Raw genomic sequence first — 21,353 nt, 5'->3', positions numbered from 1 at the left:
TGGCATTACAGCATGCGACTCAGGACATCGTCCTTTTTCACGAACTTGTGAAACAAGGCAATGCCCACGTGGCCCACCACCATAATAAGCAGCAACCAAGCGATGGGTGAATGCAAGGTGCCGCCTACACTGGCCATCCAGGGGATTTCCGGGCCGCCAGCAATCAATTCAATACCAAAGGGCTTCCAGCCAAAGCCTCTGCCCACCAGGTACATAACCCCAGTGAGCGGCATCAGCAGCATGCCTGCGTAAAGCAGGACGTGCCACCTTGACGAGAAACGCTGTCGCTGGGTCTTGCACGGGCCGGTTACGCCGTTGCGACAGAGCCCAGAGGATGCGCAGCACCACCAGCAGAAGCAGCACCGAACCAATACCCCCATGGAACGGCACCAGCGTCTGGCCCACCCAGTGTTCGCCATCGTTGATGCGGTCGAAGAACTTCATCCCTTGCCACACTAGCAGTATGGCCATACCCCAGTGGAAAATTCTAGAAATACTGCCGTAACGTTCGGGCGAGTCGTTGGTCATGCTTAGCTCCAGTAACTTAATATTTCATTTTAAGACATCATTATTGCCATTGGATGGCAAGCCTCACCTGAGCCATCCGCCGAGAGTTCTAAATGAGACCTCGGCGAATAATTTCAGCATCGCTGCCGAAATATAACCAAAATCGCGTCACATAATGCTTTCTACAATGCCGCCTTCGACTCTCAGGGCGGCGCCCGTCGTCGCGCTCGCTTGTGCAGAGGCTGCATAGACACACAAATTCGCCACTTCTTCCGGGCTGGCAAAACGGCCTAGCAGCGTGGAGGGGCGATTTTCCTTCAGGAATAGCGCTTCCATTTCTTGCTGGGTAACGCCTCTTTCGGCGGCTAAGTCACTCATCATTTGCACCGCGCCTTCTGTGCGAGTGGGGCCGGGAAGAATGGAGTTGACTGTTACGCCTGTGCCGGCCAGTACCTTGGCCAGCCCACGAGACAGCCCTTGCAGCGCCGATTTACTGACCCCGTAGTGCACCATTTCGGTGGGAATATTCAACGCCGATTCACTTGAAATGAATTGAATCCGGCCCCAGCCACGCTCACGCATGCCTTGCGCATAATGGCGGGCCAGACGCACCCCGCTCATGATGTTGACCTGAAAGAATTCTTCCCACAACGCATCGTCGATATCGAAAAACTCGCGCGCGCCGTAGATCCCAAGGTTGTTGATAAGAATGTCCGCTTGAGGTTGCGCAGCAATCAACGCCTGACAGCCTTCCATAGTCCCAACATCGGCCACCACGCCGTGAGCGGCACCGCTGCCTGTTGCTTCACGTAGCTTGGCTAGTGCGGCATCCACGCTGCGCTGTTGGCGCCCCACCAGTGTGACCGTCGCCCCCGCGTTGGCCAAGCCGCTCGCAATCGCTAAGCCGATACCACCCGTCGAACCGGTAACAATGGCGTTTTTCCCAGAAAGATCAATTTTCATCGGTTAAATTCCTATCCTTATTGAAATGTGAAGCCCACTTCACTCAAAGCGAAACGCCGAGATCGTGGTTTTCATGATTTCTTCTGAATACACTTTGCGGCCTGAGTCTGCGCCGGCCGCGCCTGCGACCACCATCAGCGGCAGCAGATGCTCTTCTGCACGAGGCGGATGACAATCACGCGCATGAGGCGCTTGCGTCCAGTTCTGCAGCAAGGCGTACCTTTGCTCAGGTTCACTTTCCACCGCCGTGGTCAGCCAAGCGTCAAACTCTGCTGATAAAGGTGTATACCTTGTATCCCCATAGCCACGCATATTGTGGAAACTCATGCCACTGCCAACAATGAGCACGCCCTGATCTCGCAACGCGGCGATGGCGCGCCCTGCGTCCAGATGCGCACCTGGGTCAAGATCGTTACGCAGTGACAGTTGAATCACCGGGATGTCCGCAGCAGGAAACATCAGTTTCATGGGAATGAACACGCCGTGGTCAAAACCGCGCGCTTCATCCACGGCAGCCGACAGCTTCTGCTGCCCCAGCAAATCGACAAGTTCAGCTGCTAGGTCGGGCGCTCCCGGCGCCGGATACTTAAGCTCATAAGTGTGAGCAGGGAAGCCGTAGTAGTCATAAATCAGCTCGGGCCGTGGGTGGCCAGTCACACTGAAATGCGGCTCCAGCCAATGCCCGGACACCAGCACAATGGCTTTCGGCTTTTGCGGCAAGGAGGCTTCTATTCCTTTCAAAAAAGCCGCCATATTGTCCCAGGCATGCGCTGGGTTCCAGTCCATGAAAAAGCACGGGCCGGCGCCGTGGGGAATGTATAAAGTGGGCATGCGGCCCTTACCGGTTCCAGCTGTGTCAGGTGTAAAGGTGGTCATCACTAGACTCCTTAAATCTTGATGTTTAAAGTATGAGTCAATGCTATTAGATAGTGAACCCCTTAAAATCGTTACACACTTCGTACTAATAGTAGTAAATCAGCATGGATAGAGTGACCAGTATGCGCGTGTTTGTACGCGCCGCTGTTGCAGGCAGCCTGTCGGGCGCTGCACGCCAGCTGGGCATGTCACCCGCTATGGCGACCAAACATGTGAATGCGCTGGAAGCCCGGCTTGGCGTCAAGCTATTTCATCGCAGCACTCGCCGCCTGACTCTCACGGAAATAGGTAACAATTACCTGGACGCTTGTCAGCGTATCCTCGCCGATATCGACGAGGCAGAAGCCGCTGCCGCCTCGCAACGCGTCAAAGCGTCAGGGTTGCTGCGTATGAGTGTGCCGCTGTCTTTCGGCGCCCGTCACATTGCACCCCTGATTCCAGAGTTCAGCCGACGGCATCCCGAAGTCATTACAGAATTGGGCTTAAGCGACATCTCGGTCGACCTTGTCGCTGGGAACTGGGACCTCGCCATCCGTGTGGGTCGACTGGCGGACAGCCCCCTGCAAGCGCGGCGACTGGGAAACTGCAGCATGCTGGTCTGTGCCGCCCCGCAGTACCTGGACGAGCGTGGCATGCCGCGCCGCATCGCCGACCTCACCCAGCACAACTGCCTGAGCTACACCTTATCGAACATGCAGAGTTCGAAGAAATGGCACTTCGGCGTACACGGAGAACATTCCGTCGCGGTAGAAGGTAATTTCATCGCAAATAATGGCGATGCCCTGCTGGCTGCTGCCATTCAAGGGCAAGGCATTATTTACCAGCCGCGCTTCATTGTCGACGAGGCATTAAAAGCCGGGCTGCTCACCGAACTGGAACTCGACCACCCACCCATGGAGTTGGGCGGTATTCATGTCCTCTACCCGCCCGACCGGCGGCCTCCCGCCAAAGTCCGGGTCATGATCGACTACTTGGCGGAAGCTTTTGAAAAAACACGCTTCTGACGGCCATGCGCCAGGAGGCGGGTAGAAACCTGATACGCCTGCTAGGCTGCGCCCACCTCGTGCAGGGCTTGCATTTCATCGTCCGACAAAACGAGTTGAGTCGAGCGAATCAGGCTTTCTAGCTGGTCGAGTTGAGTGGCACTGGCAATCGGCGCCGTGACGCCTTCACGGGCCATCAACCACGCCAACGCCACTTCTGCCGGCGTCGCCCGGTGCGCGGCTGCGACATCATCCAGCACCGCCAGCACACGCTCGCCACGTGCATCGAAATACTTCGCAATGCTCGCCCCGCGAGGGCTTTTATCCAGATCCGCCTTGCTACGATACTTGCCACTCAAGAAGCCGCTGGCCAAACTGTAGTAGGTAATGACTCCCAGGCCTTTTTGGATTGCCAGCTCGCGCAAAGGCCCTTCATAGCTGTCACGATCGTACAGATTGTATTCAGGCTGCAACACTTCATAGCGAGGCAAACCCTCGGTCTGGGCAGCATTCAACGCTCTTTCCAGTTGCTCAGCGGTGTGGTTGGATGCCCCGATGGCGCGTACCTTGCCGGCAGCGATCAAACGATCATATGCCTGCAGGGTTTCTTCCACCGGCACATCGGCATCGAAGAGGTGGGAAAAATACAGGTCGATCCGATCCGTCTGCAAACGACGTAGGGAATCTTCCACTGCTCGCTCTATCCAGGCGGCAGAAAGCCCTTTTCCGGCGGGCATTTCCATTCCAACCTTGGTGATCAAAACAATACGGTTGCGGCAGTCACGATTCTTCATCCATTCACCAATAATGGTTTCAGATTCGCCGCCTTGATTGCCCGGCACCCAGGTTGAATACATATCGGCCGTATCAATGGCATCGAAGCCCGCCTCGACGAAACGATCCAGCAGCTCAAAAGAACGCTGCTTGTCCGCCGTCCAACCGAAAACATTCGCCCCGAACACCAGAGGCGCAATACTCAGCCCTGAACGACCCAATGCTCTTTTCATCATCTTGCTCCTGTGACTTCGCGGTTAAAGAAACCGCAGCGATTTCAGTATGTACTGGGGGCGCCAGACTCTTGGTGGCTGCCGCAGAAACGGGCAGCGATGGCATCCACGCTGTCGCGCAACAACACCGTATCCAAAGCGACTGCGACAAACTGCGCCCCCAGCTCCAGGCATTCCCGCGCCCGCGATTCATTCAGCATGAGAATACCCGGCGCTTTACCGCACGCGCGGATGCGGCCAATCGTGTCGTTGATGACCTGTGTCACGGTGGGATGACCGGGCTGGCCGGGATAGCCTAAGCTGGCGGAAAGGTCGGCCGGGCCGATGAAAATGCCATCCACGCCATCTACTGCAGCAATCGCTTCCAAGTTATCCAAGGCCTCAGCGGTCTCCACTTGCACCAAAAGGCAAAGTTCATCAGCCGCGCGCTGGACGTAGTCGTGTGTGCGCCCAAAGTTGGAGGCACGCGTTGAGCCCCCCATGCCGCGCAAGCCTTGTGGTGCATAGCGGATGGCACGCACCGCCTCGGTCGCCTCTTGGGCGTTCTGTACAAAAGGCAGCAACAAGGTCTGTACACCCAGATCGAGATAGCGCTTGATCAGCACGATATCGTTCCAGGCGGGTCGAACCACCGCATGGGAAGCCGGCCGCCCCGGCGCAGGTTGTGCCGCGGCCAGTGCTTGTAGCTGCGACATCACCAAAGGCACATCGGTTGGGGTATGTTCGGTGTCCAGCAGCACCCAGTCAAACCCTGCCCCACCGACAAGCTCGGAAACATAAGGGGAGGGAATGGTGGACCAGACACCGATCTGAGGTTGGCCCGCCTGCAGGGCCTTTTTAAAGGTATTGATAGGGAGCATGAAATATAGGCTTGGTTAACTGCCTGTCGGCAGAGTGAAACAAGCCTATAGATTAACTGAAGCGGTTTTTACAACCTTTCAATGACAGTTGCTGTTGCCATGCCATGGCCAATGCACATCACCTGCAAGCCGAACTGGCCATCCACCTGACGCAGGCCAGCCAGCATTTTCGCCATTAAACCTGCACCGGTTGCGCCCAGCGGGTGGCCATGCGCAATCGCCCCACCCCAGGGGTTGAACTTTTCCATATCAGGGTCGAACTCACGCTGAAAGCACAATGCGACACTAGCAAAAGCTTCGTTGACCTCGATCCAGTCCATGTCCTGAATCGACAAGCCGGCTTTCTGCAGAGCAAGCCGCGCGGCGGGAATAATTCCCGTCAATTGCATAATGGGGTCAGACCCCGTCACCACGCGAGAACGGAAATACGCTTGGGCATTCATGCCTGAATCACGCACCTGGCCGTAGTTCCCTACCAATACAGCCGCCGCGCCATCAGACATCTGGCTGGCATTCGCCGCTGTCACCACGCCTTCCGATGCCGGCCTGAAAACCGGGGCCATCTGTTCCATGCGTTCGCGGTCAATCACGGCCCGAATACCTTCGTCAGCCGTTACGCTGACCGGCCCGCCCTCTTTATTGACACCGTCCACGGGAATAATTTCTGTATGCAGCCCTGCTGCGCGCGCGGCCTCGGCACGCCGGTGGCTTTCTACTGCGTAATCATCCAGCTCGGAACGACTCAGCTTCCAGTGCTCTGCAATGCGCTCAGCACTTTCCACCTGGTGAGGAATATCGAAGCGACGCACCAGGTCGGGATGCAGATTATCGAAACCGGTGAAATCATGTTTGCCTAGAGTGAGGTCGAGAAACATGGGGACGCGACTCATGCTTTCCACCCCGCAGGCAATGGCGAAATCCATATCCCCCACCCCCACTGCCTGGGACGCCGTGTGTACCGCATGCTGGCTGGAGCCGCACATACGGTTCATGGTGACGCCGGGAACCGTTTCCGGCAGGCCCGCCAGCAGCAAGGCCTGACGACTGATGTTGGCGCCCTGTTCGCCTGCCTGGCTGACACAACCTGCCAGAACGTCACCCACACGTTCCCCCGCCACAGGGTTACGCTGCATGAGTTGCTGTAACACGGTTGCTAGTAAGGCATCCGGACGATATTCCCGCAAAACGCCGCCGCGACGGCCAAAAGGGGTACGAATGGCGTCAATGATGACGGGCTGATTCAAGGCAAGCGTAACCATGTCTCTTCCTTATATGCTCAGTTCGCGCGCAATGATATTGCGCTGGATTTCCGATGTGCCTTCGTAGATCTGTAGTACCTTTGCATCACGAAACAGTTTTTCAGCCGGGTATTCTGTGGAATAGCCCATGCCGCCGAATATCTGTACGGTTTCGGTTGCCGCCCACATGGCGGCATCCGCGGCATACAGTTTTGCCATCGAGGCCTCAATGGTGTTGGTCTGGCCGTTGTCGAGGCGCCAAGCTGCCTGATAGGCCAGCAGGCGAGCGGCTTCCAGCCGTACCCGCATATCTGCCAAACGGTGAGCGATGGCCTGATGCCCCATCAAGGTCTTGCCCATGGATTCACGCTGGCTGGCATAAGCCAGCGCCTCATCCATGCAGCGCTGGATCAACCCCACACCAAACGCCGCCACCATGGGGCGGGAGCGGTCGAACACCTTCATGGCCAAGGTAAAACCGCTGCCCTCTTCCCCCAGTCGCAGTGAATCCGGCACAAAGACTTGGTCAAAGAACACCTCTGCCGTAGGGGCTGCTTTCTGGCCTAGCTTGGACAGGGGTTCGCCCACAGTCAGACCCGGGCTGTCCGCCGGCACGATAAAGGCTGTCATGCCTTTGTAGCCAAGATCCGGGTCGGTCTTGGCGAACACCACAAAAAATTCCGCCAGCGTGGCGTTGGAAATCCAGATTTTCCCGCCCGACAAGCGATAACCTCCGGCCACTCGTTCGGCGCGGGTGCGGATGCCTGCCACGTCCGACCCTGCAGCAGGCTCGGTCAGGGCAAAACTGGCCAGCGCGCCCTGAGCAATACGCCCCAAATACTCTTCTTTCTGCGCATCATTGCCCGCAATCAGAATGGGCTCAGATGCCAGGGCATTAATACACAGTGCCGTACCAATGCCCAGACACCCGCGGCACAAAGCCTCGGTAATCAACACTAACTCCAGGCTGCCCAAGCCCTGGCCGCCCAGCGATTCGGGCAATGTGGTATTCACCAGCCCCAATGCTACGGCTTGCTCTTGTACCTCCATGGGAAACGCAGCCGCGCGATCTGCCGCCGCAGCGCGTGGCTGAATTTCATTTCTGGAGAACTGCTCGGCCAGAGCCTGAATCTGGCGCTGCTCTTCATTCAATTGAAACTGCATAGCTCTTCCTTTCTTGGCTTGGCCTTTGTTCAGGGCGGCAGCCGTCCCTGCCGAATGCCTGAGCACTCAGCACACATAAAAATAAAATGGTTCAGTTTTGCTTACAGTGTGAAATGAGGCGGACGCTTTTGCCCGAAGGCTTTCACTCCCTCGTCGAAATCACTCTGCGTGGCGAGCTCTAGAAACTGTGATTTTTCGTTCTGCAACGCAGACTCAAGGCTTGTCTGCATGCCACGGCGTATCAGCGCTTTACCCGCGTTCTGTGCGGGGCGCGAGCCCTGGGCAAGGCGTTGCGCCAATGTCTGCGTGGTTTCCTGCAACGCGGAACGACTCACAACCTTAGCCACCAGGCCGGCGGCCCGCGCTTGCTCCGCATCCAGAGGATCATTGAATAAATACATATACAAAGCCAATTGTTGGCCGACGCGACGCGGCAGACTCCAAGAGCCGCCGCCATCAGGCGTCGCCCCTAAGCCGCTATAGGCCATGACAAAGCGCGCATCATCCGTGGCGATGACAATATCGCTGGCCAGCGCCAGTGATAAGCCCGCACCGGCTGCCGCGCCCTGCACCAGCGCAATCACAGGAAACGGGAGCGCATCAATACGCGCCACAGCCCGATTGAGGTCGGAAATCAATGCACCCAACCCCGACCGCATAGCCTCGGGCTGACCCAGCAGTGCTTCAAAGTAACGAATATCCCCGCCCACACAGAAGTGCTCCCCTTCCGCGACCAGTAGCAACCCCTTCAGCGTGGCGCGAGCCGCTTCAACCTCATCAAGTCGCTGGTTCAGTGCCGCCGCCATAGGTGCATTAACACTGTTCCGTTGTGAAGCGTTATTCAAGGTCAGGATGGCGACACCGTCCTTGATACTTAGCAGCACCGGTTCGCCCGTTTTCTGGTTTGTCATAGTGTGTTCACTCAGGCATAGAGCGCATCAATTTCAACCGCATAGGTTTTATAAATACTGCTGCGCTTTACTTTCATGGTTGCGGTAACTTCGCCGTCGTCGTGGTCCAGCTCCTTGGTCAGGAGATGAAAGCGCCTGATGTTGGCCACCGGTGCAAGTGCAGCATTACCGGCAGCCACCTCGTTCTGAATCAGCTCATTGACGGCGGGATTTTCCACAAGCGAACGGAAATGTGTGAACGCAATGCGTTTGCTTTCCGCCCATTTGCCTACGGTTTCGAAATCAATCTGAATCAAGGCGGAGACAAAGCGACGCCCGTCGGCCACCACAATGCATTCCTTGATGTAGGGGCTGCCCTTCATGATGTTCTCGATCTCAGACGGCGTAATATTTTTGCCCCCCGCCGTAATCATGATGTCTTTCATGCGGTCAACAATGTAGAGCTGGCCATTGCGCTCGGCCACAACGTCACCCGTGTAAAGCCAGCCGTCCCGGATAGTTTCTGCAGTGGCCTCGGGGTTTTTGTAGTAACCGGCAAAGACCATGGGCCCGCGTATAAGTAGTTCTCCCGTGTTGGCATCCACTTGGTACTCCACCCCTTTCGTGACAGTACCGACTGATGTGGGATGCGGGTCGTCCAGGGACTGCCCGGTAATCATGCCGGTGGATTCGGTCAGCCCGTAAACCTCTACAAGCGGCACACCAATGACACGAAAAAACCTCACCACGGCAGGCGGCACCGGCGCGGCGCCAGTCAGCGCCACATGGCAGCGACGCAAGCCTGTGTAATTGTGCAAAGCACGCAGAATCACCCAATACCAAAAAGTGAAAGTCAGGGATTCTGTAAAACTACGTTTTTCCTTGGGCTTGTAAGCAAAAGGCTCGCACGCAGCCAATGCACGGTTAAACAGCCAACGGCGGAATGGCCCCGTTTCGCTGATCTTAATCATGATGGAAGAATGTAGTTTTTCCCAAATACGCGGCACGCCCAGAAATAATGAAGGTGCGATTTCGCGCAAGTCTTCCTGCACCGTGCGTATGGATTCGCCAAAGTTCACCACCGACCCTAAATAGATGGGGGCGAAAGTCGTCAGCATTTGCTCCGCTACGTGACACAGCGGCAAGTAAGAGAGGTGGCTGGAGTTTTCGGTGAGTTCCAACCTGTCGATAATCCCCGGAGATACCCCATGGATATTGCGATAGCTGATCATCGCCCCCTTGGGCTTGCCCGTGGATCCCGACGTGTAGATCATCAGGGCGATGTCATCCATGGTTTGTTGCGACAGCACGCCCTCAATCAGCCCGCTATGCTGTGCTTCGTATTCGCGCCCCGCTGCTTCCACTTCATCGAAGGTCATAGCACGGTCAGCAATCCGCGGGTCGGTATTGCGAAAACCATCTTTTTCAATGATGACAATATGCTTGACCCGAGGCAGCTCATCCAGGGATTCGGCAACCTTGTCCGCTTGTTCCTGGTCTTCACACACAACGATTTCCACATCGGCGTGAGCCAGCACGTAAGAGACTTCGGGCGCCGGGCTAGTTGGATACACCCCCACGGCCACCGCGCCTACAAGGCCGCAGCCCATCTGGGCCAACACCCACTCAGCGCGGTTCTCGGAAATAATGCCCACATGAGCGCCGGGTTCCATTCCCAGTGAACGCAGGCCCAGACCAAACCAACCCGAGCGTTGAAAATAATCCTGCCAGGTAATCGGCTGCCAGATGCCATAGTCTTTCTGGTGCAAAGCCACCTTCTGCGGGTGCATGCGTGCGCGCTCGCGCAACATCTGCGGCAAGGTCAGATCAGAAATCGAAAAGTTGCTCATATCAGGACAGCCACCGCTTACGACGCTTGTAATGTTTGATTTGACGGAAACTCTTGGTCTCGCCGCTTCCCCCTACGCCGAGGTAGAACTCCCGCACATCCGGGTCTTCAGCCAAATAGTCCGCAGGCCCATCGGTAACGATTTTTCCCATTTCCATGATGTAGCCATAATGCGCGACAGCCAGAGCAACCGAGGCATTCTGTTCCACCAACAGCATGGACACGCCTTGTTCGGCATTGATGCGGGCAATGATCTGGAAAATATCCTCGACCAGTAAAGGTGCCAGCCCAAGGGAGGGCTCATCGAGCAGAATCAGTTTGGGTCGGGCGATCAAAGCTCGCCCAATGGCCAGCATCTGCTGTTCGCCGCCAGACAGATAACCGGCCAAACTGCCGCGCCGTTCATGCAGACGCGGAAAATACTCATACACGAGATCGAAATCCGGCTTTACGCCCGAGCGTCCGCTCAACGCGTATGTCGCGGCCACCAAGTTTTCCTCGACAGTGAGGTCTTCAAAGACACGACGCCCTTCCATAATGTGGAACAGCCCGGCTCGCACGAGATCATGAGGCTTGTGCGCCTTGATATCCCGGCTTTCAAAGCTGATCACGCCATCGGTGAGTTCGCCGTCTTCAAGTTCCAGCAATGCGGAAATGGCTTTCAGGGTTGTGCTTTTGCCTGCGCCGTTGGAGCCCAGCAGGGCCACGATCTGACCCTGCTGCACCTTTAACGACAGGCCGCGCAGCACCTGGACGCTCTTGTTATAGAAAACCTCGATATTGTTCAGTTCGAGAACTGTGGCGGCCGCTGTCATGCTTTACTCCAGAACGATCCAATCAGACGCAGGCACCATTTTTCCGGCACTTACATCTGCCCGATAGATACGGCCCACCGGAATGGAGTTGCCGCGAATCGTGATTGGCACGCCAATCAGGCCGCCTGTATCAAAGTTTTCGATGGTGTTCAGGGCGGCCTTCATATTTTCTGCCGTCAGAGGCTTGCCAGCTGCCAGAGTGCGGCGCGCGGTTTCGGCATACAGCATGGCGGACAAAAAGCCCTGGATATACGGAACGTTCTGATACTCAGGACGCATTTCGCGGATTTTCTCCAGCATGGGCGCGGGAGCAGAATCATCGTAGTAGTAGCGATAAGGCATGACGCCCATGAAGCCATCTGCGACGTCCTTCATTTGCATGACGGTGGAGTTGTCCATTGTCCAGAAGGTGCCCATGAACTGAGTGTCCATGCCCATGGTGCGGGCCTGACCGATGAACTCTGGAATGGGGCCAAGGATGTAGCCATGGAAAATGGCGTAATCAGGGCGTGCGCGGCGCAGCTTGGCGATTTCTGTAGAGACATCAACGCTACCCGGCGGCGTCATGATTTCCAGCGGCACACTCAGGCCAAGATCTTCCGCAACCTTGCGGCTTTCGTCGATCGGGTCACGGCCGAATTCCGTATCGGAGTAAATGAACGCAACCTTTGCGCCCGGCTTTTCTTGAGCGATGTAGCGCAGCATGATGCCGAACATCTCGGTGTAGTCAGGGCCGGGAATGAACTGGAAGGGGAATTTCTCAGGGTCGTTAAGCTCGGTGGCGAAGGAAGCTCCCGACATCAAAATACTATTAGCCCGATTCAACTCCGGGTTGATCGTCTTGCTGAAACCGGTGGAATCCCCATAGTAAAAATTGACATCGTTTTGGCTAGTGATCTTCTTAAAAGCGGCAACGGAAACGTCCACCTTGTAGCCACTGTCTTCGGGCACATAGCGCAGCATATGCCCTTCTATCCCACCAGCGTCATTCACAATTTTCACGTAATCCTGAATGCCTGCGTGGATACCAATGCCTGCAAAGGCAAACACACCGCTCATGGGGATCGAGCCGCCAATCACAATTTCTTTTTCGGCGGCATGGGTCATGGCGGCAGTACCCAGCAAACCTGCCATGACCGTACCCGCCAGCCAATGCTTCATCGTTTTCAGTTTCATGTTGTCTCCTGGTTTTTATATTTATGACCTGAATGGCCACAAATGGAAGAACCGCTGCGTTCGACGCCAGATTTCCTGCAGACCCAACGGTTCAAAAATCAGAAACCCGATAATCAGCAAACCAAACACAATGGTTCGCACGGGTGAAAGAATCAGGGTGGCATCAGCCGAAATCGGCAGCCAGCCCACTATGAGTTTCAATGCTTCGGGCACCATGGTGATGAACGTAGCCCCAAGGATGCTGCCCAACAAGGTACCCATTCCGCCCACGATAATGGCCGTGAGGAAGAAGATGGACATGGTGAGCGGAAAGCTTTCCGGTGTGATGCTGCGGAAGAAGTACGCCCACAAGCCGCCCGCCACCCCGGCGTAAAACGAGGAAATACCAAAGGACAGCAGCTTGTAACGCAGCAAAGGAATGCCAAGCACCTCGGCAGAAATATCGCGGTCGCGAATGGCGATGAACGCCCTGCCAATGCGGGTGCGGAACAGATTGGCAGCCCCCAGAAGCATCAGAATGGTGATGGGAACCACCATCCAGTAAAAGCGGAACGCAGTGTCAAGGTCAATGCCGAAAAAGCGCGCGGGCGCCACGGTGAGGCCCGCAGTGCCGCCGGTTACCGATGTCCAGTTAGAAAATACAAAATGCAGAATCATGGACGCGGCAATGGTGGCAATAGCCAGATACAGCCCCTTGACCCGCAAGGAAGGAATCCCCACGATGAAGCCGCCCAACATGGCCACCGCACCGCCCGCCAGCAGATTGACCAGCACCGGCAAGCCCAGCGAACCCTCAAGAACGGCTACGGTATACGCCCCCAGCCCCATGAACGCCGCCTGCCCAAGGCTGACCAACCCGGTGTAGCCGGTAAGAATGTTGAGCCCGGTTGCACTGCCAATATTGATGGCGACCAAGCAGGCCAGATAAAGCCAGTATTCATTGGCTAGGAAAGGAAACGCCACCAACGCACACGCCAGGATTGCCAGCCAGGCGTACTGCGTACGACTGTCGAACAGTGCCTCGTCATGCTGATAGGTATATTTAGCCGTACCGATGCGCATTACAGCCTCTCGATTTCGCGTGTGCCAAACAACCCGTAGGGACGGATCATCAGTACCACGATCAGAACAATGAATGTGGCGACAATTTTGTATTCGCCTCCCAGAAAACCACTGGCCCAGGCTTCGATCAGCCCGATGGCCATGCCGGCCACCAAGGCCCCAAGCACGCTATCGAGCCCGCCGACAATGACCACCACCAGCACGGACAACCCGAAAATACCCATGGCCGGAGATATGCCACCGATGGAGCCGACAATCACCCCCGCAACCGCGGCAATCATGGCCGCCACCACCCACGACAGCGAAAACACACGGGGCACGTTTATCCCCATGGAATAGGCGGCGGGCTGATCGGAGGCAGTAGCACGCAAAGCCACGCCGCCGCGCCAGTAACGGAACACAAGCAACACAATGCTGATCAGAACAACAGTAACGATGAAGCCGTAAAAGACTTTGGATGAAACAAAGGCTTCACCAATAAAAATGGCTGTGTCTGGAACGATGTTGGGCATGCGCCGAGGGTCAGCCGTCCAGATCAGCTCGACCACGCCGATCAACACAGAAGCCAGGCCCACGGTGACCATGAACACAGAGATCGGCGATTCGCCCAACATGGGACGAATCGCAATGCGTTCGATCACCCCACCGGCCAGGCCGCTACCAACAATCGCCAATGCAATGGCCACCCAGATTGGTAAGCCCATTCCCGTGGCCAAGCCGAAGCACAAGTAGGCGCCCAGCATTAACATTTCGCCAATGGCGAGGTTTACGACCCCGGTGCTTTTGTAAATGATGACAAAGGCCAGCCCAGTGAGCGCATACAAACCACCCGCGCCCAGCCCTGCCAGGGTGATTTCCGCAAAAAACAACCAATCCATATCCATGCCGATCACACTCCCGCAACGGCTTCATGACGCAATTTCTTGCGTAAATCAGAGATGTCGCCAGACCCCAGGTAAGCGCGTATGACTTCAGGGTTGGCCTGCACTTCGCTGGCGGTGCCACTGGCAATGACTTGGCCAAAGTTCAGTACCACCACGTGATCGGAGAGATCCATCACCATGCCCATGTCGTGCTCGACCATCAGCACTGTGATGCCCCATTCTTCCCGGACATCCAGAATAAAACGCGCCATGTCTTCGGTTTCTTCACGGTTCATGCCCGCCACGGGTTCGTCAAGCATCAGAACCTTGGGCTGGATGGCCAGCGCGCGTGCCATTTCCACCCGCTTCTGCAAGCCATAGGGCAAGGCGGCTACCGGATGGTGACGGATATGGTCGATTTCCAGCAGGTCGATGATGCGCTCTTCGACTTCACGACGCAGTTCGAGCTCTTCACGCCGCGCCCGCCCCATGTAGAACAGAGCATCCAGCACGTTGGTACGCAAATGCGCATGACGCCCCAGCTTGATGTTGTCCAGAACAGTCATACCGCGGAATAACGCAATATTCTGAAAGCTGCGCGCTAGGCCCAGCCTGGCACGCTCTGGAGGCGCGACCCGCGTGATGTCCTGCCCTTCAAAGCGGATCGAACCCGATTGCGGGGTATAGAAACCGGAAATCGTATTGAAAAGTGATGTTTTACCGGCGCCATTCGGGCCGATTACGGTAGTAATCGTATTGGGCGCGACCTCGAACCCCACTGAGTTCAAAGCACGCACGCCGCCAAATGCCAGCGTAATGTCGCTAAGCGCCAGTATGGGCTCAGGTTTGGGTGAGTCCATGTTTGTCTCCTCGGTGCATAAGGCCTCTACGACCTGCCCGCTATTATTTTGCTTTCTATGCCAACCAGTACCCGATAAACAAGATACATTACCACTAGTGAAAGTACCTATCAGGCTTGGCCGAATCTATATTTGAATATCATTCTAGGATAAGAGACCAAGATCAAAAATGACAGACTGCGACTAAAAATATGCAGATCCTGCCATTCTTCTTAAACTTCAATCAACTCCTTTCCTAAGCAATCAAAAAGACTAAACCACCTCACCCGTCATCACCATCCATACAAGCCCGCCATGTCTCATCAAGCCCAAAGCATCTCAGCGCGCTTCGCTAACGCACTGCTGGCCAGCGCCTCAAAATCGCCCGGTTTTGACCCGCGCAGCATCCCCCAGGCCGGCCTATCACCCCAGTTGCTTCAGCTTGAAGGGTCCCGCACCACCATGGAAAGCTTTGCGCTGCTGTACCGCCTGATTGCCATCAGAATGGATGATGAAACCGTGGGCCTGTTTTCACGGCCTTTGCGCAACGGCACGCTAAAGTATTTGTGCATGATTATGCTCGACGCATCGCAGCTCAGCATTGCTCTGAACCGGTTTCGCAATTTTTTCCGGCTGGTGAACGACGACGTGCAGTTTGAGATCAGCCGTACAGCGGAAGGGCTGGTACGCATCGCCTTGCACGAAAAGAAAAATCTGGGGGAAACACGTGTTCTGGCACTGGAACTCATGCTCATGCTGATGCAGGGGGTCACATCGTGGCTGATCGCAAGAAAAATCCCCTTTGTGCGGATTGGTTTCACGTTCGCCGAGCCCGCCCATGCGGCCGAATACGAGCACCTTTACCCGGGGCCCGTTTATTTCAACGAACCCGTCACCGCCTTATATATGGACCCGGCCTACCTGAGCGAACCCATTCGGCAGGATCAGACCTCTCTTGGGCTGTTCATACGCAATGCCCCGATGGACTGGTTCTATTTCTCCGATACCAACCGGCCCCATACGCACCAGCTCCGGGATTTTCTGAAAGACCGGCTGGATCAACCCCTAACTGTTACCGAAGTCGCCCATGCTCTGCATACCTCGCCGCGCACACTGGCGCGACGCTTGTCGGAAGAAGGAACAACCTTTCAACAGACCAAGGACAAGCTCAGGCGCGACCTGGCCATTGAGCTGCTGAATAAGACCTCACAACCCGTGGCGCAGATTGGCAGCAAGCTAGGGTTTGAAGACCCTGCTGCCTTCAACCGGGCCTTTCGCCAATGGACGGGTAGCGCTCCTGGCGCATACAGAAAACGGCAGTTGCTGGCGTTTAAAAAGCGCCTGCCACTGCCGTAAGCGGTAAAACACCTGCCGTCGCGACGGTATGTCAGATCAGGACGGCTTGTATGGGCTGGTCTTGATAATTTCCGCCCACCGCGCGGTGTCATTTTTAATTGTTTCGGCCAATTCCTGCGGGGTGCTGCCCACCACTTCGTAGTCGATATTTTCCAGTTGCTCCCGCACTTCGGGCATTTCCAGAACAGCCTTCAGTTCAGTGTACAGTTTATCAACGATGGGCTGCGGCGTGCCCTTGGGCGCCAGCAATGCGGCCCAGGAAGTGAAGTCCATGCCTTCAATACCGGCTTCCTTCATCGTGGGAACATCGGGCAGTACTGAAGAGCGCTTGTCGGACAACACCGCCAACGGCTTTACACGGCCCGCTTCAATCATGGCCATGCCATGAAACGGGTCGAATGTCATTTGAACCTCGCCACTCACTACCGCTGTGAGCTGTGGACCCGTGCCCCGGTATTGCGCATTGACCACTTCCGGCGCACCGATAATGCTTTTGAAATGCTCGTTCATCAGGCCCATGATGGCGCTGCCTGACGAAATCGAAAAATCGTTCGGAGTCTTCTTGATCAGGCTCACGAGTTCCTGCACGGTATTCGCTGGCACGGAGGGGTGAGTGACCAACACAAAACTTAGGCGAGCGATCAGGCTGACGGGCTCAAAGCTATCCAGCCCATCGTAATCTGCCGTGTCATACAACAAAGGGCTCAGCGTTTGAGCGCCTGCGGTATTTAACAGCAGCGTATAGCCATCAGGCTTGGCACGCGCGACGGCCGATGTGCCGATCGTACCGTTTGCCCCACCGCGGTTCTCCACCACCACAGATTGCCCCAGCCTTTCGCCCAACCGGTGCGAAACAATGCGTGCCGTGACATCCGTTGCCCCACCCGGAGCATAAGGCACGATGAGATGTATGGGTTTGTTCGGCCAGTCGCCGACATCCTGCGCCTGCAGCGGCAAAGCGGCGGACAGCGCCAGTGCCCCCATCGCCATTAAAACCGAACGACGGGGCCTGAACTTGTTCAACATATTTGTCTCCTGATGTTATGGGTAAAGATGCAATGACATAAATACCCGTTTGAATATTGTATGTATGCATACTATGCGGGTGATCTGCCAAGTATGTCAATCGGGTATGGTAGCGTAAGCTCCCCCTGTGAGTAGACGTTAGTCGGTAGAATTTCGGAGCCTCCCGGATATGGAGACTCCCTTGAAGAAGAGCAGATTTACAGAAAGCCAGATTGTGGCGGTGTTAAAGGAAGGCGAAGCCGGTTTGCCGGTTGCCGAACTGTGCCGCAAACACGGCATCAGTGCAGCGACGTATTACAACTGGAAGAGCAAGTATTCCGGCGTCGAGGTCTCGGAGCTGCAGAGATTGCGTGAGCTGGAGGCCGAAAATGCCCGTCTCAAACGCATGTATGCCGATCTGGCACTAGAAAACGCAGCGATCAAGGATGTTCTAAATCGAAAATCCTGACGCCGTCAGCCAGGCGCGACGTGGTCGAACAGTTGGTGCAGTCCAAACTCTCGATTACACGCGCCTGTCGGATTGCTGGCCTGTCGCGGGCGGCGTACTACAAAAGGCCAATACCGGCATCTGAACGGGATGCTGAGGTCATTGATGAACTCAACGCGATCGTGGCGAAGCACGGGCGCTGGGGGTTCTGGAAGTGCTATACCCGGCTACGGCTTGATGGCCGCGGCTGGAACAAGAAACGCGTCCATCGGGTGTATTGCGACATGGGTTTGAACTTGCCTCGACGAACTAGGAAACGTTTGCCGGATCGGCCGCGCCAGCCATTGGATCTGGCGACCGAACCTAACCGTTGCTGGGCATTGGACTTTATGCACGATGCGCTTTACTGTGGTCGCCGGTTCCGCACGCTGAACGTGATTGACGAAGCGAACCGAGAATGTCTGGCCATCGGAATCGGTACATCGATTCCATCAGCACGGCTGATCCGGGTTCTGAGTCGCTTAGTTGAGTATTACGGCGCGCCAGATGCCATACGCCTGGACAATGGGCCGAAACTAATTTCTGAGGCATTCACAGAATGGGCTGCGCGCAAAGGCATTGCAATACGCTATATCCAGCCCGGAAAACCCAACCAGAATGCTTTTATCGAGCGCTTCAATCGAACTTACCGAACCGAAGTGCTCGATGCTCATTTGTTTGCAAACCTGGAACAGGTACAGGCAATCACCAATCAGTGGCTAGTTGATTACAACGAATACCGTCCGCACGAATCGTTGGGCGGCGTCCCGCCGGTGCAGTTCATGCCTCGGCCAACCTATGCTCCGAATCTCTATCAGCCAATGTCTACTTGACGGGGGAGCTTACGGTATCGGGCGTGTTCCAGCCAGTGCGCATATCCTAATCAGTTAGAATCATGATTTCTTGTGCTTGATCAGCTTTGTTGTTCCAGCCAGTGCGCATATCCTAATCAGTTAGAATACCGCTGACGGTGCACCGTGGGTGTCCTACGTTCCAGCCAGTGCGCATATCCTAATCAGTTAGAATAACCTCTCCTCATGCCAGATGGATAGCTTAGTTCCAGCCAGTGCGCATATCCTAATCAGTTAGAATCCTTCACCGGTGGCGCCGCCTACGGCCTGAGTTCCAGCCAGTGCGCATATCCTAATCAGTTAGAATTGACTTCGCTCATGACAGCACTCCTTTCAGGTTCCAGCCAGTGCGCATATCCTAATCAGTTAGAATTCCACGGTCACCGTCTCGATTGATGACGAAGTTCCAGCCAGTGCGCATATCCTAATCAGTTAGAATTTTTGCATCAGCCGGATGGCGCGCAGCAGAGTTCCAGCCAGTGCGCATATCCTAATCAGTTAGAATAAGGACCGTGGTCGCAACACCCTAAGCGTAGTTCCAGCCAGTGCGCATATCCTAATCAGTTAGAATTTCACAGCCAATGGTGATGTGGACACTGTAGTTCCAGCCAGTGCGCATATCCTAATCAGTTAGAATACGACCGACCGATGATGAATTGCTGGATCAGTTCCAGCCAGTGCGCATATCCTAATCAGTTAGAATTATGCCGTTCGTTGACCGAGTGGCGCAACAGTTCCAGCCAGTGCGCATATCCTAATCAGTTAGAATAACGCTGGCGATTACCCGCATGTTATTGCCGTTCCAGCCAGTGCGCATATCCTAATCAGTTAGAATCTCATGGAACTGATCTACACCACTCGTAATGTTCCAGCCAGTGCGCATATCCTAATCAGTTAGAATGTAGTAGTTGCAAAAGAATGCAAGACGCTAGTTCCAGCCAGTGCGCATATCCTAATCAGTTAGAATCTTACGGCCGAAATGGAGCGCACCGGAGACGTTCCAGCCAGTGCGCATATCCTAATCAGTTAGAATCGAGCGGGCTTTTTTGCGCTTGCCATCCGTGTTCCAGCCAGTGCGCATATCCTAATCAGTTAGAATACATACCTGATCGACGGCGAGTCCAATCTGGTTCCAGCCAGTGCGCATATCCTAATCAGTTAGAATATGGGATTAAGTCGGCCAACGGCGTGGTTCGTTCCAGCCAGTGCGCATATCCTAATCAGTTAGAATACGTAACGGCCTCTGGCATGTCGATTTCTAGTTCCAGCCAGTGCGCATATCCTAATCAGTTAGAATCTATCGGCAGCTAGGGCGCACTTCGCGCGGGTTCCAGCCAGTGCGCATATCCTAATCAGTTAGAATATCCATGTCCGTGATGCACACAAAACGGTGGTTCCAGCCAGTGCGCATATCCTAATCAGTTAGAATTTTGGCCGTAAAAAGGCGCTGGCCCCGCCCGTTCCAGCCAGTGCGCATATCCTAATCAGTTAGAATCGTAGATCCGCGAAGAACGGGAAGCTGGAAGTTCCAGCCAGTGCGCATATCCTAATCAGTTAGAATTCGGGTCGCTAATGCCAGGGTAGGCCGCCGGTTCCAGCCAGTGCGCATATCCTAATCAGTTAGAATCAGGCCCGAGAACGGCAGTATGCCATTCAGGTTCCAGCCAGTGCGCATATCCTAATCAGTTAGAATGTACATCACTGACCTGAATACGCCGCCCAAGTTCCAGCCAGTGCGCATATCCTAATCAGTTAGAATATTCGCGTAGCACTCTAGGCCAGCCATCAAGTTCCAGCCAGTGCGCATATCCTAATCAGTTAGAATGATCTGCGCAAGCGTGCCTTCTACACCATTGTTCCAGCCAGTGCGCATATCCTAATCAGTTAGAATAAAGAGCGGCCAATTGAGTTGTTTGTGGAAGTTCCAGCCAGTGCGCATATCCTAATCAGTTAGAATTGTCCAGATCGGCAATGGCTTCGTGGTGCAGTTCCAGCCAGTGCGCATATCCTAATCAGTTAGAATGCACCAGGCCAGGCGTTCGGCTGACCGGCGGTTCCAGCCAGTGCGCATATCCTAATCAGTTAGAATCCCCCCTTGGCGCGGGGCCGTGCGTCCATAGTTCCAGCCAGTGCGCATATCCTAATCAGTTAGAATCTGGGAGCGCATATCGCAATCACCATCCAGGTTCCAGCCAGTGCGCATATCCTAATCAGTTAGAATGTTCTGAAGTCTGAGCTACAGGCCAAGGCCGTTCCAGCCAGTGCGCATATCCTAATCAGTTAGAATATTGCCTCCATTCAACGCGCAACCGCCGCTGTTCCAGCCAGTGCGCATATCCTAATCAGTTAGAATTTTCCGCTGGTGTGGCACCCAGGCCCAGGTGTTCCAGCCAGTGCGCATATCCTAATCAGTTAGAATTCGCTCTTCGTCTGAACCGGTGTTTGTCAACAATGATGTCCGTTTTCTTCATGCCGCGTGATTCAATTCTTGAGGCGCTGCGGCATGTTCCTTCGGCGGGTTTAACCACACCTCACCGACCGGGTTCCAGTCACGCGTATGGC

The 21,353-nt window shown here is 55.3% G+C and carries 17 protein-coding genes, 1 pseudogene and 1 CRISPR repeat array; of the genes and pseudogenes, 3 read left to right on the top strand and 15 right to left on the bottom strand.

The window, feature by feature from the left end; genetic code table 11:
* Positions 1-5 precede the first annotated feature (5 nt).
* From VRY85_RS08210 to VRY85_RS08200, 3 genes and pseudogenes are all read right to left on the bottom strand, one after another.
* Positions 6-471 (bottom strand): annotated as a pseudogene (locus tag VRY85_RS08210) (cytochrome b).
* A 204-nt stretch (positions 472-675) separates the two neighbouring features.
* Entirely contained in the window at positions 676-1,470 is a 795-nt protein-coding gene (locus VRY85_RS08205) for an SDR family NAD(P)-dependent oxidoreductase (protein ID WP_414598103.1), read from the bottom strand.
* Between the two features lie 39 nt (positions 1,471-1,509).
* Positions 1,510-2,346 carry a DODA-type extradiol aromatic ring-opening family dioxygenase gene (locus VRY85_RS08200; RefSeq protein ID WP_414598102.1) on the bottom strand — a complete coding sequence of 279 codons (837 nt, stop codon included), beginning with the start codon at positions 2,344-2,346 and terminating at the stop codon, positions 1,510-1,512.
* Positions 2,347-2,450: 104 nt separating this feature from the next.
* Here VRY85_RS08200 and VRY85_RS08195 point away from each other — a divergent pair, with 104 nt between their 5' ends.
* Positions 2,451-3,350, top strand: a complete 900-nt coding sequence (locus VRY85_RS08195) for a LysR family transcriptional regulator (protein ID WP_414598101.1) — start codon at positions 2,451-2,453, stop codon at positions 3,348-3,350.
* Positions 3,351-3,391: 41 nt separating this feature from the next.
* Here the strand turns inward: VRY85_RS08195 and VRY85_RS08190 are convergent, their stop codons facing one another.
* The 11 genes from VRY85_RS08190 to VRY85_RS08140 form a co-directional block, all read right to left on the bottom strand.
* Positions 3,392-4,339 carry an aldo/keto reductase gene (locus VRY85_RS08190; protein WP_414598100.1) on the bottom strand — a complete coding sequence of 316 codons (948 nt, stop codon included), beginning with the start codon at positions 4,337-4,339 and terminating at the stop codon, positions 3,392-3,394.
* Positions 4,340-4,380: 41 nt separating this feature from the next.
* Positions 4,381-5,196 (bottom strand): aldolase/citrate lyase family protein, encoded by an 816-nt coding sequence (locus VRY85_RS08185; RefSeq protein WP_414598099.1) that lies wholly within the window; start codon positions 5,194-5,196, stop codon positions 4,381-4,383.
* Between the two features lie 68 nt (positions 5,197-5,264).
* Positions 5,265-6,455, bottom strand: coding sequence for a thiolase family protein (locus tag VRY85_RS08180; protein ID WP_414598098.1), 1,191 nt, complete (start codon positions 6,453-6,455; stop codon positions 5,265-5,267).
* A 9-nt stretch (positions 6,456-6,464) separates the two neighbouring features.
* A complete protein-coding gene (locus tag VRY85_RS08175; RefSeq protein ID WP_414598097.1) occupies positions 6,465-7,598 on the bottom strand; it encodes an acyl-CoA dehydrogenase family protein in 1,134 nt (377 codons plus the stop codon).
* A gap of 101 nt (positions 7,599-7,699) precedes the next feature.
* The gene (locus VRY85_RS08170; protein ID WP_414598096.1) at positions 7,700-8,509 is read right to left on the bottom strand and encodes an enoyl-CoA hydratase/isomerase family protein; all 810 of its coding nucleotides are present in this window, start codon (positions 8,507-8,509) and stop codon (positions 7,700-7,702) included.
* An 11-nt stretch (positions 8,510-8,520) separates the two neighbouring features.
* Entirely contained in the window at positions 8,521-10,338 is a 1,818-nt protein-coding gene (locus VRY85_RS08165) for an AMP-dependent synthetase/ligase (RefSeq protein ID WP_414598095.1), read from the bottom strand.
* 1 nt (position 10,339) lies between these two features.
* Positions 10,340-11,152, bottom strand: a complete 813-nt coding sequence (locus VRY85_RS08160; RefSeq protein ID WP_414598094.1) for an ABC transporter ATP-binding protein — start codon at positions 11,150-11,152, stop codon at positions 10,340-10,342.
* A 3-nt stretch (positions 11,153-11,155) separates the two neighbouring features.
* Positions 11,156-12,286 (bottom strand): ABC transporter substrate-binding protein, encoded by a 1,131-nt coding sequence (locus VRY85_RS08155; protein WP_414598248.1) that lies wholly within the window; start codon positions 12,284-12,286, stop codon positions 11,156-11,158.
* A 63-nt stretch (positions 12,287-12,349) separates the two neighbouring features.
* Positions 12,350-13,390 (bottom strand): branched-chain amino acid ABC transporter permease, encoded by a 1,041-nt coding sequence (locus VRY85_RS08150; protein WP_414598093.1) that lies wholly within the window; start codon positions 13,388-13,390, stop codon positions 12,350-12,352.
* A complete protein-coding gene (locus VRY85_RS08145) occupies positions 13,390-14,268 on the bottom strand; it encodes a branched-chain amino acid ABC transporter permease (RefSeq protein WP_414598247.1) in 879 nt (292 codons plus the stop codon). Before VRY85_RS08145 ends, VRY85_RS08150 begins: the two co-directional genes overlap by 1 nt.
* 11 nt (positions 14,269-14,279) lie before the next feature.
* Positions 14,280-15,113 carry an ABC transporter ATP-binding protein gene (locus VRY85_RS08140; protein ID WP_414598092.1) on the bottom strand — a complete coding sequence of 278 codons (834 nt, stop codon included), beginning with the start codon at positions 15,111-15,113 and terminating at the stop codon, positions 14,280-14,282.
* A 294-nt stretch (positions 15,114-15,407) separates the two neighbouring features.
* Between VRY85_RS08140 and VRY85_RS08135 the strand changes: the two genes are divergently transcribed.
* On the top strand, positions 15,408-16,448 hold the full coding sequence (locus VRY85_RS08135; protein ID WP_414598091.1) for an AraC family transcriptional regulator ligand-binding domain-containing protein: 1,041 nt from the start codon (positions 15,408-15,410) through the stop codon (positions 16,446-16,448).
* A gap of 36 nt (positions 16,449-16,484) precedes the next feature.
* On the opposite strand, the gene VRY85_RS08130 is transcribed toward VRY85_RS08135, so the two are convergent.
* On the bottom strand, positions 16,485-17,474 hold the full coding sequence (locus VRY85_RS08130; protein ID WP_414598090.1) for a Bug family tripartite tricarboxylate transporter substrate binding protein: 990 nt from the start codon (positions 17,472-17,474) through the stop codon (positions 16,485-16,487).
* A gap of 181 nt (positions 17,475-17,655) precedes the next feature.
* On the opposite strand from VRY85_RS08130, the gene VRY85_RS08125 reads away from it, so the two are divergent.
* Positions 17,656-18,773, top strand: a protein-coding gene (locus VRY85_RS08125; protein ID WP_414598089.1) for an IS3 family transposase whose coding sequence is annotated in 2 segments (ribosomal slippage) — positions 17,656-17,917 and positions 17,917-18,773 — 1,119 coding nt in all. Because the reading frame shifts where the segments join, the coding sequence is not laid out codon by codon here.
* A 25-nt stretch (positions 18,774-18,798) separates the two neighbouring features.
* Positions 18,799-21,210: a CRISPR direct-repeat array (repeat unit 36 nt; unit sequence GTTCCAGCCAGTGCGCATATCCTAATCAGTTAGAAT).
* Positions 21,211-21,353 lie beyond the last annotated feature (143 nt).

The sequence above is a fragment of the Achromobacter sp. F4_2707 genome, assembly GCF_047501535.1.
In the GTDB taxonomy this organism is placed as follows: domain Bacteria; phylum Pseudomonadota; class Gammaproteobacteria; order Burkholderiales; family Burkholderiaceae_B; genus Yanghanlia.
The sequence above is the reverse complement of the archived record's forward strand: the minus strand, read 5'-3'. Positions and strand labels throughout refer to the sequence as shown.

Coding starts and splice junctions, on each gene's coding strand:
- VRY85_RS08205 (WP_414598103.1), bottom strand. CDS start 1,470: ATGAAAATTGATCTTTCTGGGAAAAACGCCATTGTTACCGGTTCGACG.
- VRY85_RS08200 (WP_414598102.1), bottom strand. CDS start 2,346: ATGACCACCTTTACACCTGACACAGCTGGAACCGGTAAGGGCCGCATG.
- VRY85_RS08195 (WP_414598101.1), top strand. CDS start 2,451: ATGGATAGAGTGACCAGTATGCGCGTGTTTGTACGCGCCGCTGTTGCA.
- VRY85_RS08190 (WP_414598100.1), bottom strand. CDS start 4,339: ATGATGAAAAGAGCATTGGGTCGTTCAGGGCTGAGTATTGCGCCTCTG.
- VRY85_RS08185 (WP_414598099.1), bottom strand. CDS start 5,196: ATGCTCCCTATCAATACCTTTAAAAAGGCCCTGCAGGCGGGCCAACCT.
- VRY85_RS08180 (WP_414598098.1), bottom strand. CDS start 6,455: ATGGTTACGCTTGCCTTGAATCAGCCCGTCATCATTGACGCCATTCGT.
- VRY85_RS08175 (WP_414598097.1), bottom strand. CDS start 7,598: ATGCAGTTTCAATTGAATGAAGAGCAGCGCCAGATTCAGGCTCTGGCC.
- VRY85_RS08170 (WP_414598096.1), bottom strand. CDS start 8,509: ATGACAAACCAGAAAACGGGCGAACCGGTGCTGCTAAGTATCAAGGAC.
- VRY85_RS08165 (WP_414598095.1), bottom strand. CDS start 10,338: ATGAGCAACTTTTCGATTTCTGATCTGACCTTGCCGCAGATGTTGCGC.
- VRY85_RS08160 (WP_414598094.1), bottom strand. CDS start 11,152: ATGACAGCGGCCGCCACAGTTCTCGAACTGAACAATATCGAGGTTTTC.
- VRY85_RS08155 (WP_414598248.1), bottom strand. CDS start 12,286: ATGGCAGGTTTGCTGGGTACTGCCGCCATGACCCATGCCGCCGAAAAA.
- VRY85_RS08150 (WP_414598093.1), bottom strand. CDS start 13,390: ATGCGCATCGGTACGGCTAAATATACCTATCAGCATGACGAGGCACTG.
- VRY85_RS08145 (WP_414598247.1), bottom strand. CDS start 14,268: ATGGATTGGTTGTTTTTTGCGGAAATCACCCTGGCAGGGCTGGGCGCG.
- VRY85_RS08140 (WP_414598092.1), bottom strand. CDS start 15,113: ATGGACTCACCCAAACCTGAGCCCATACTGGCGCTTAGCGACATTACG.
- VRY85_RS08135 (WP_414598091.1), top strand. CDS start 15,408: ATGTCTCATCAAGCCCAAAGCATCTCAGCGCGCTTCGCTAACGCACTG.
- VRY85_RS08130 (WP_414598090.1), bottom strand. CDS start 17,474: ATGTTGAACAAGTTCAGGCCCCGTCGTTCGGTTTTAATGGCGATGGGG.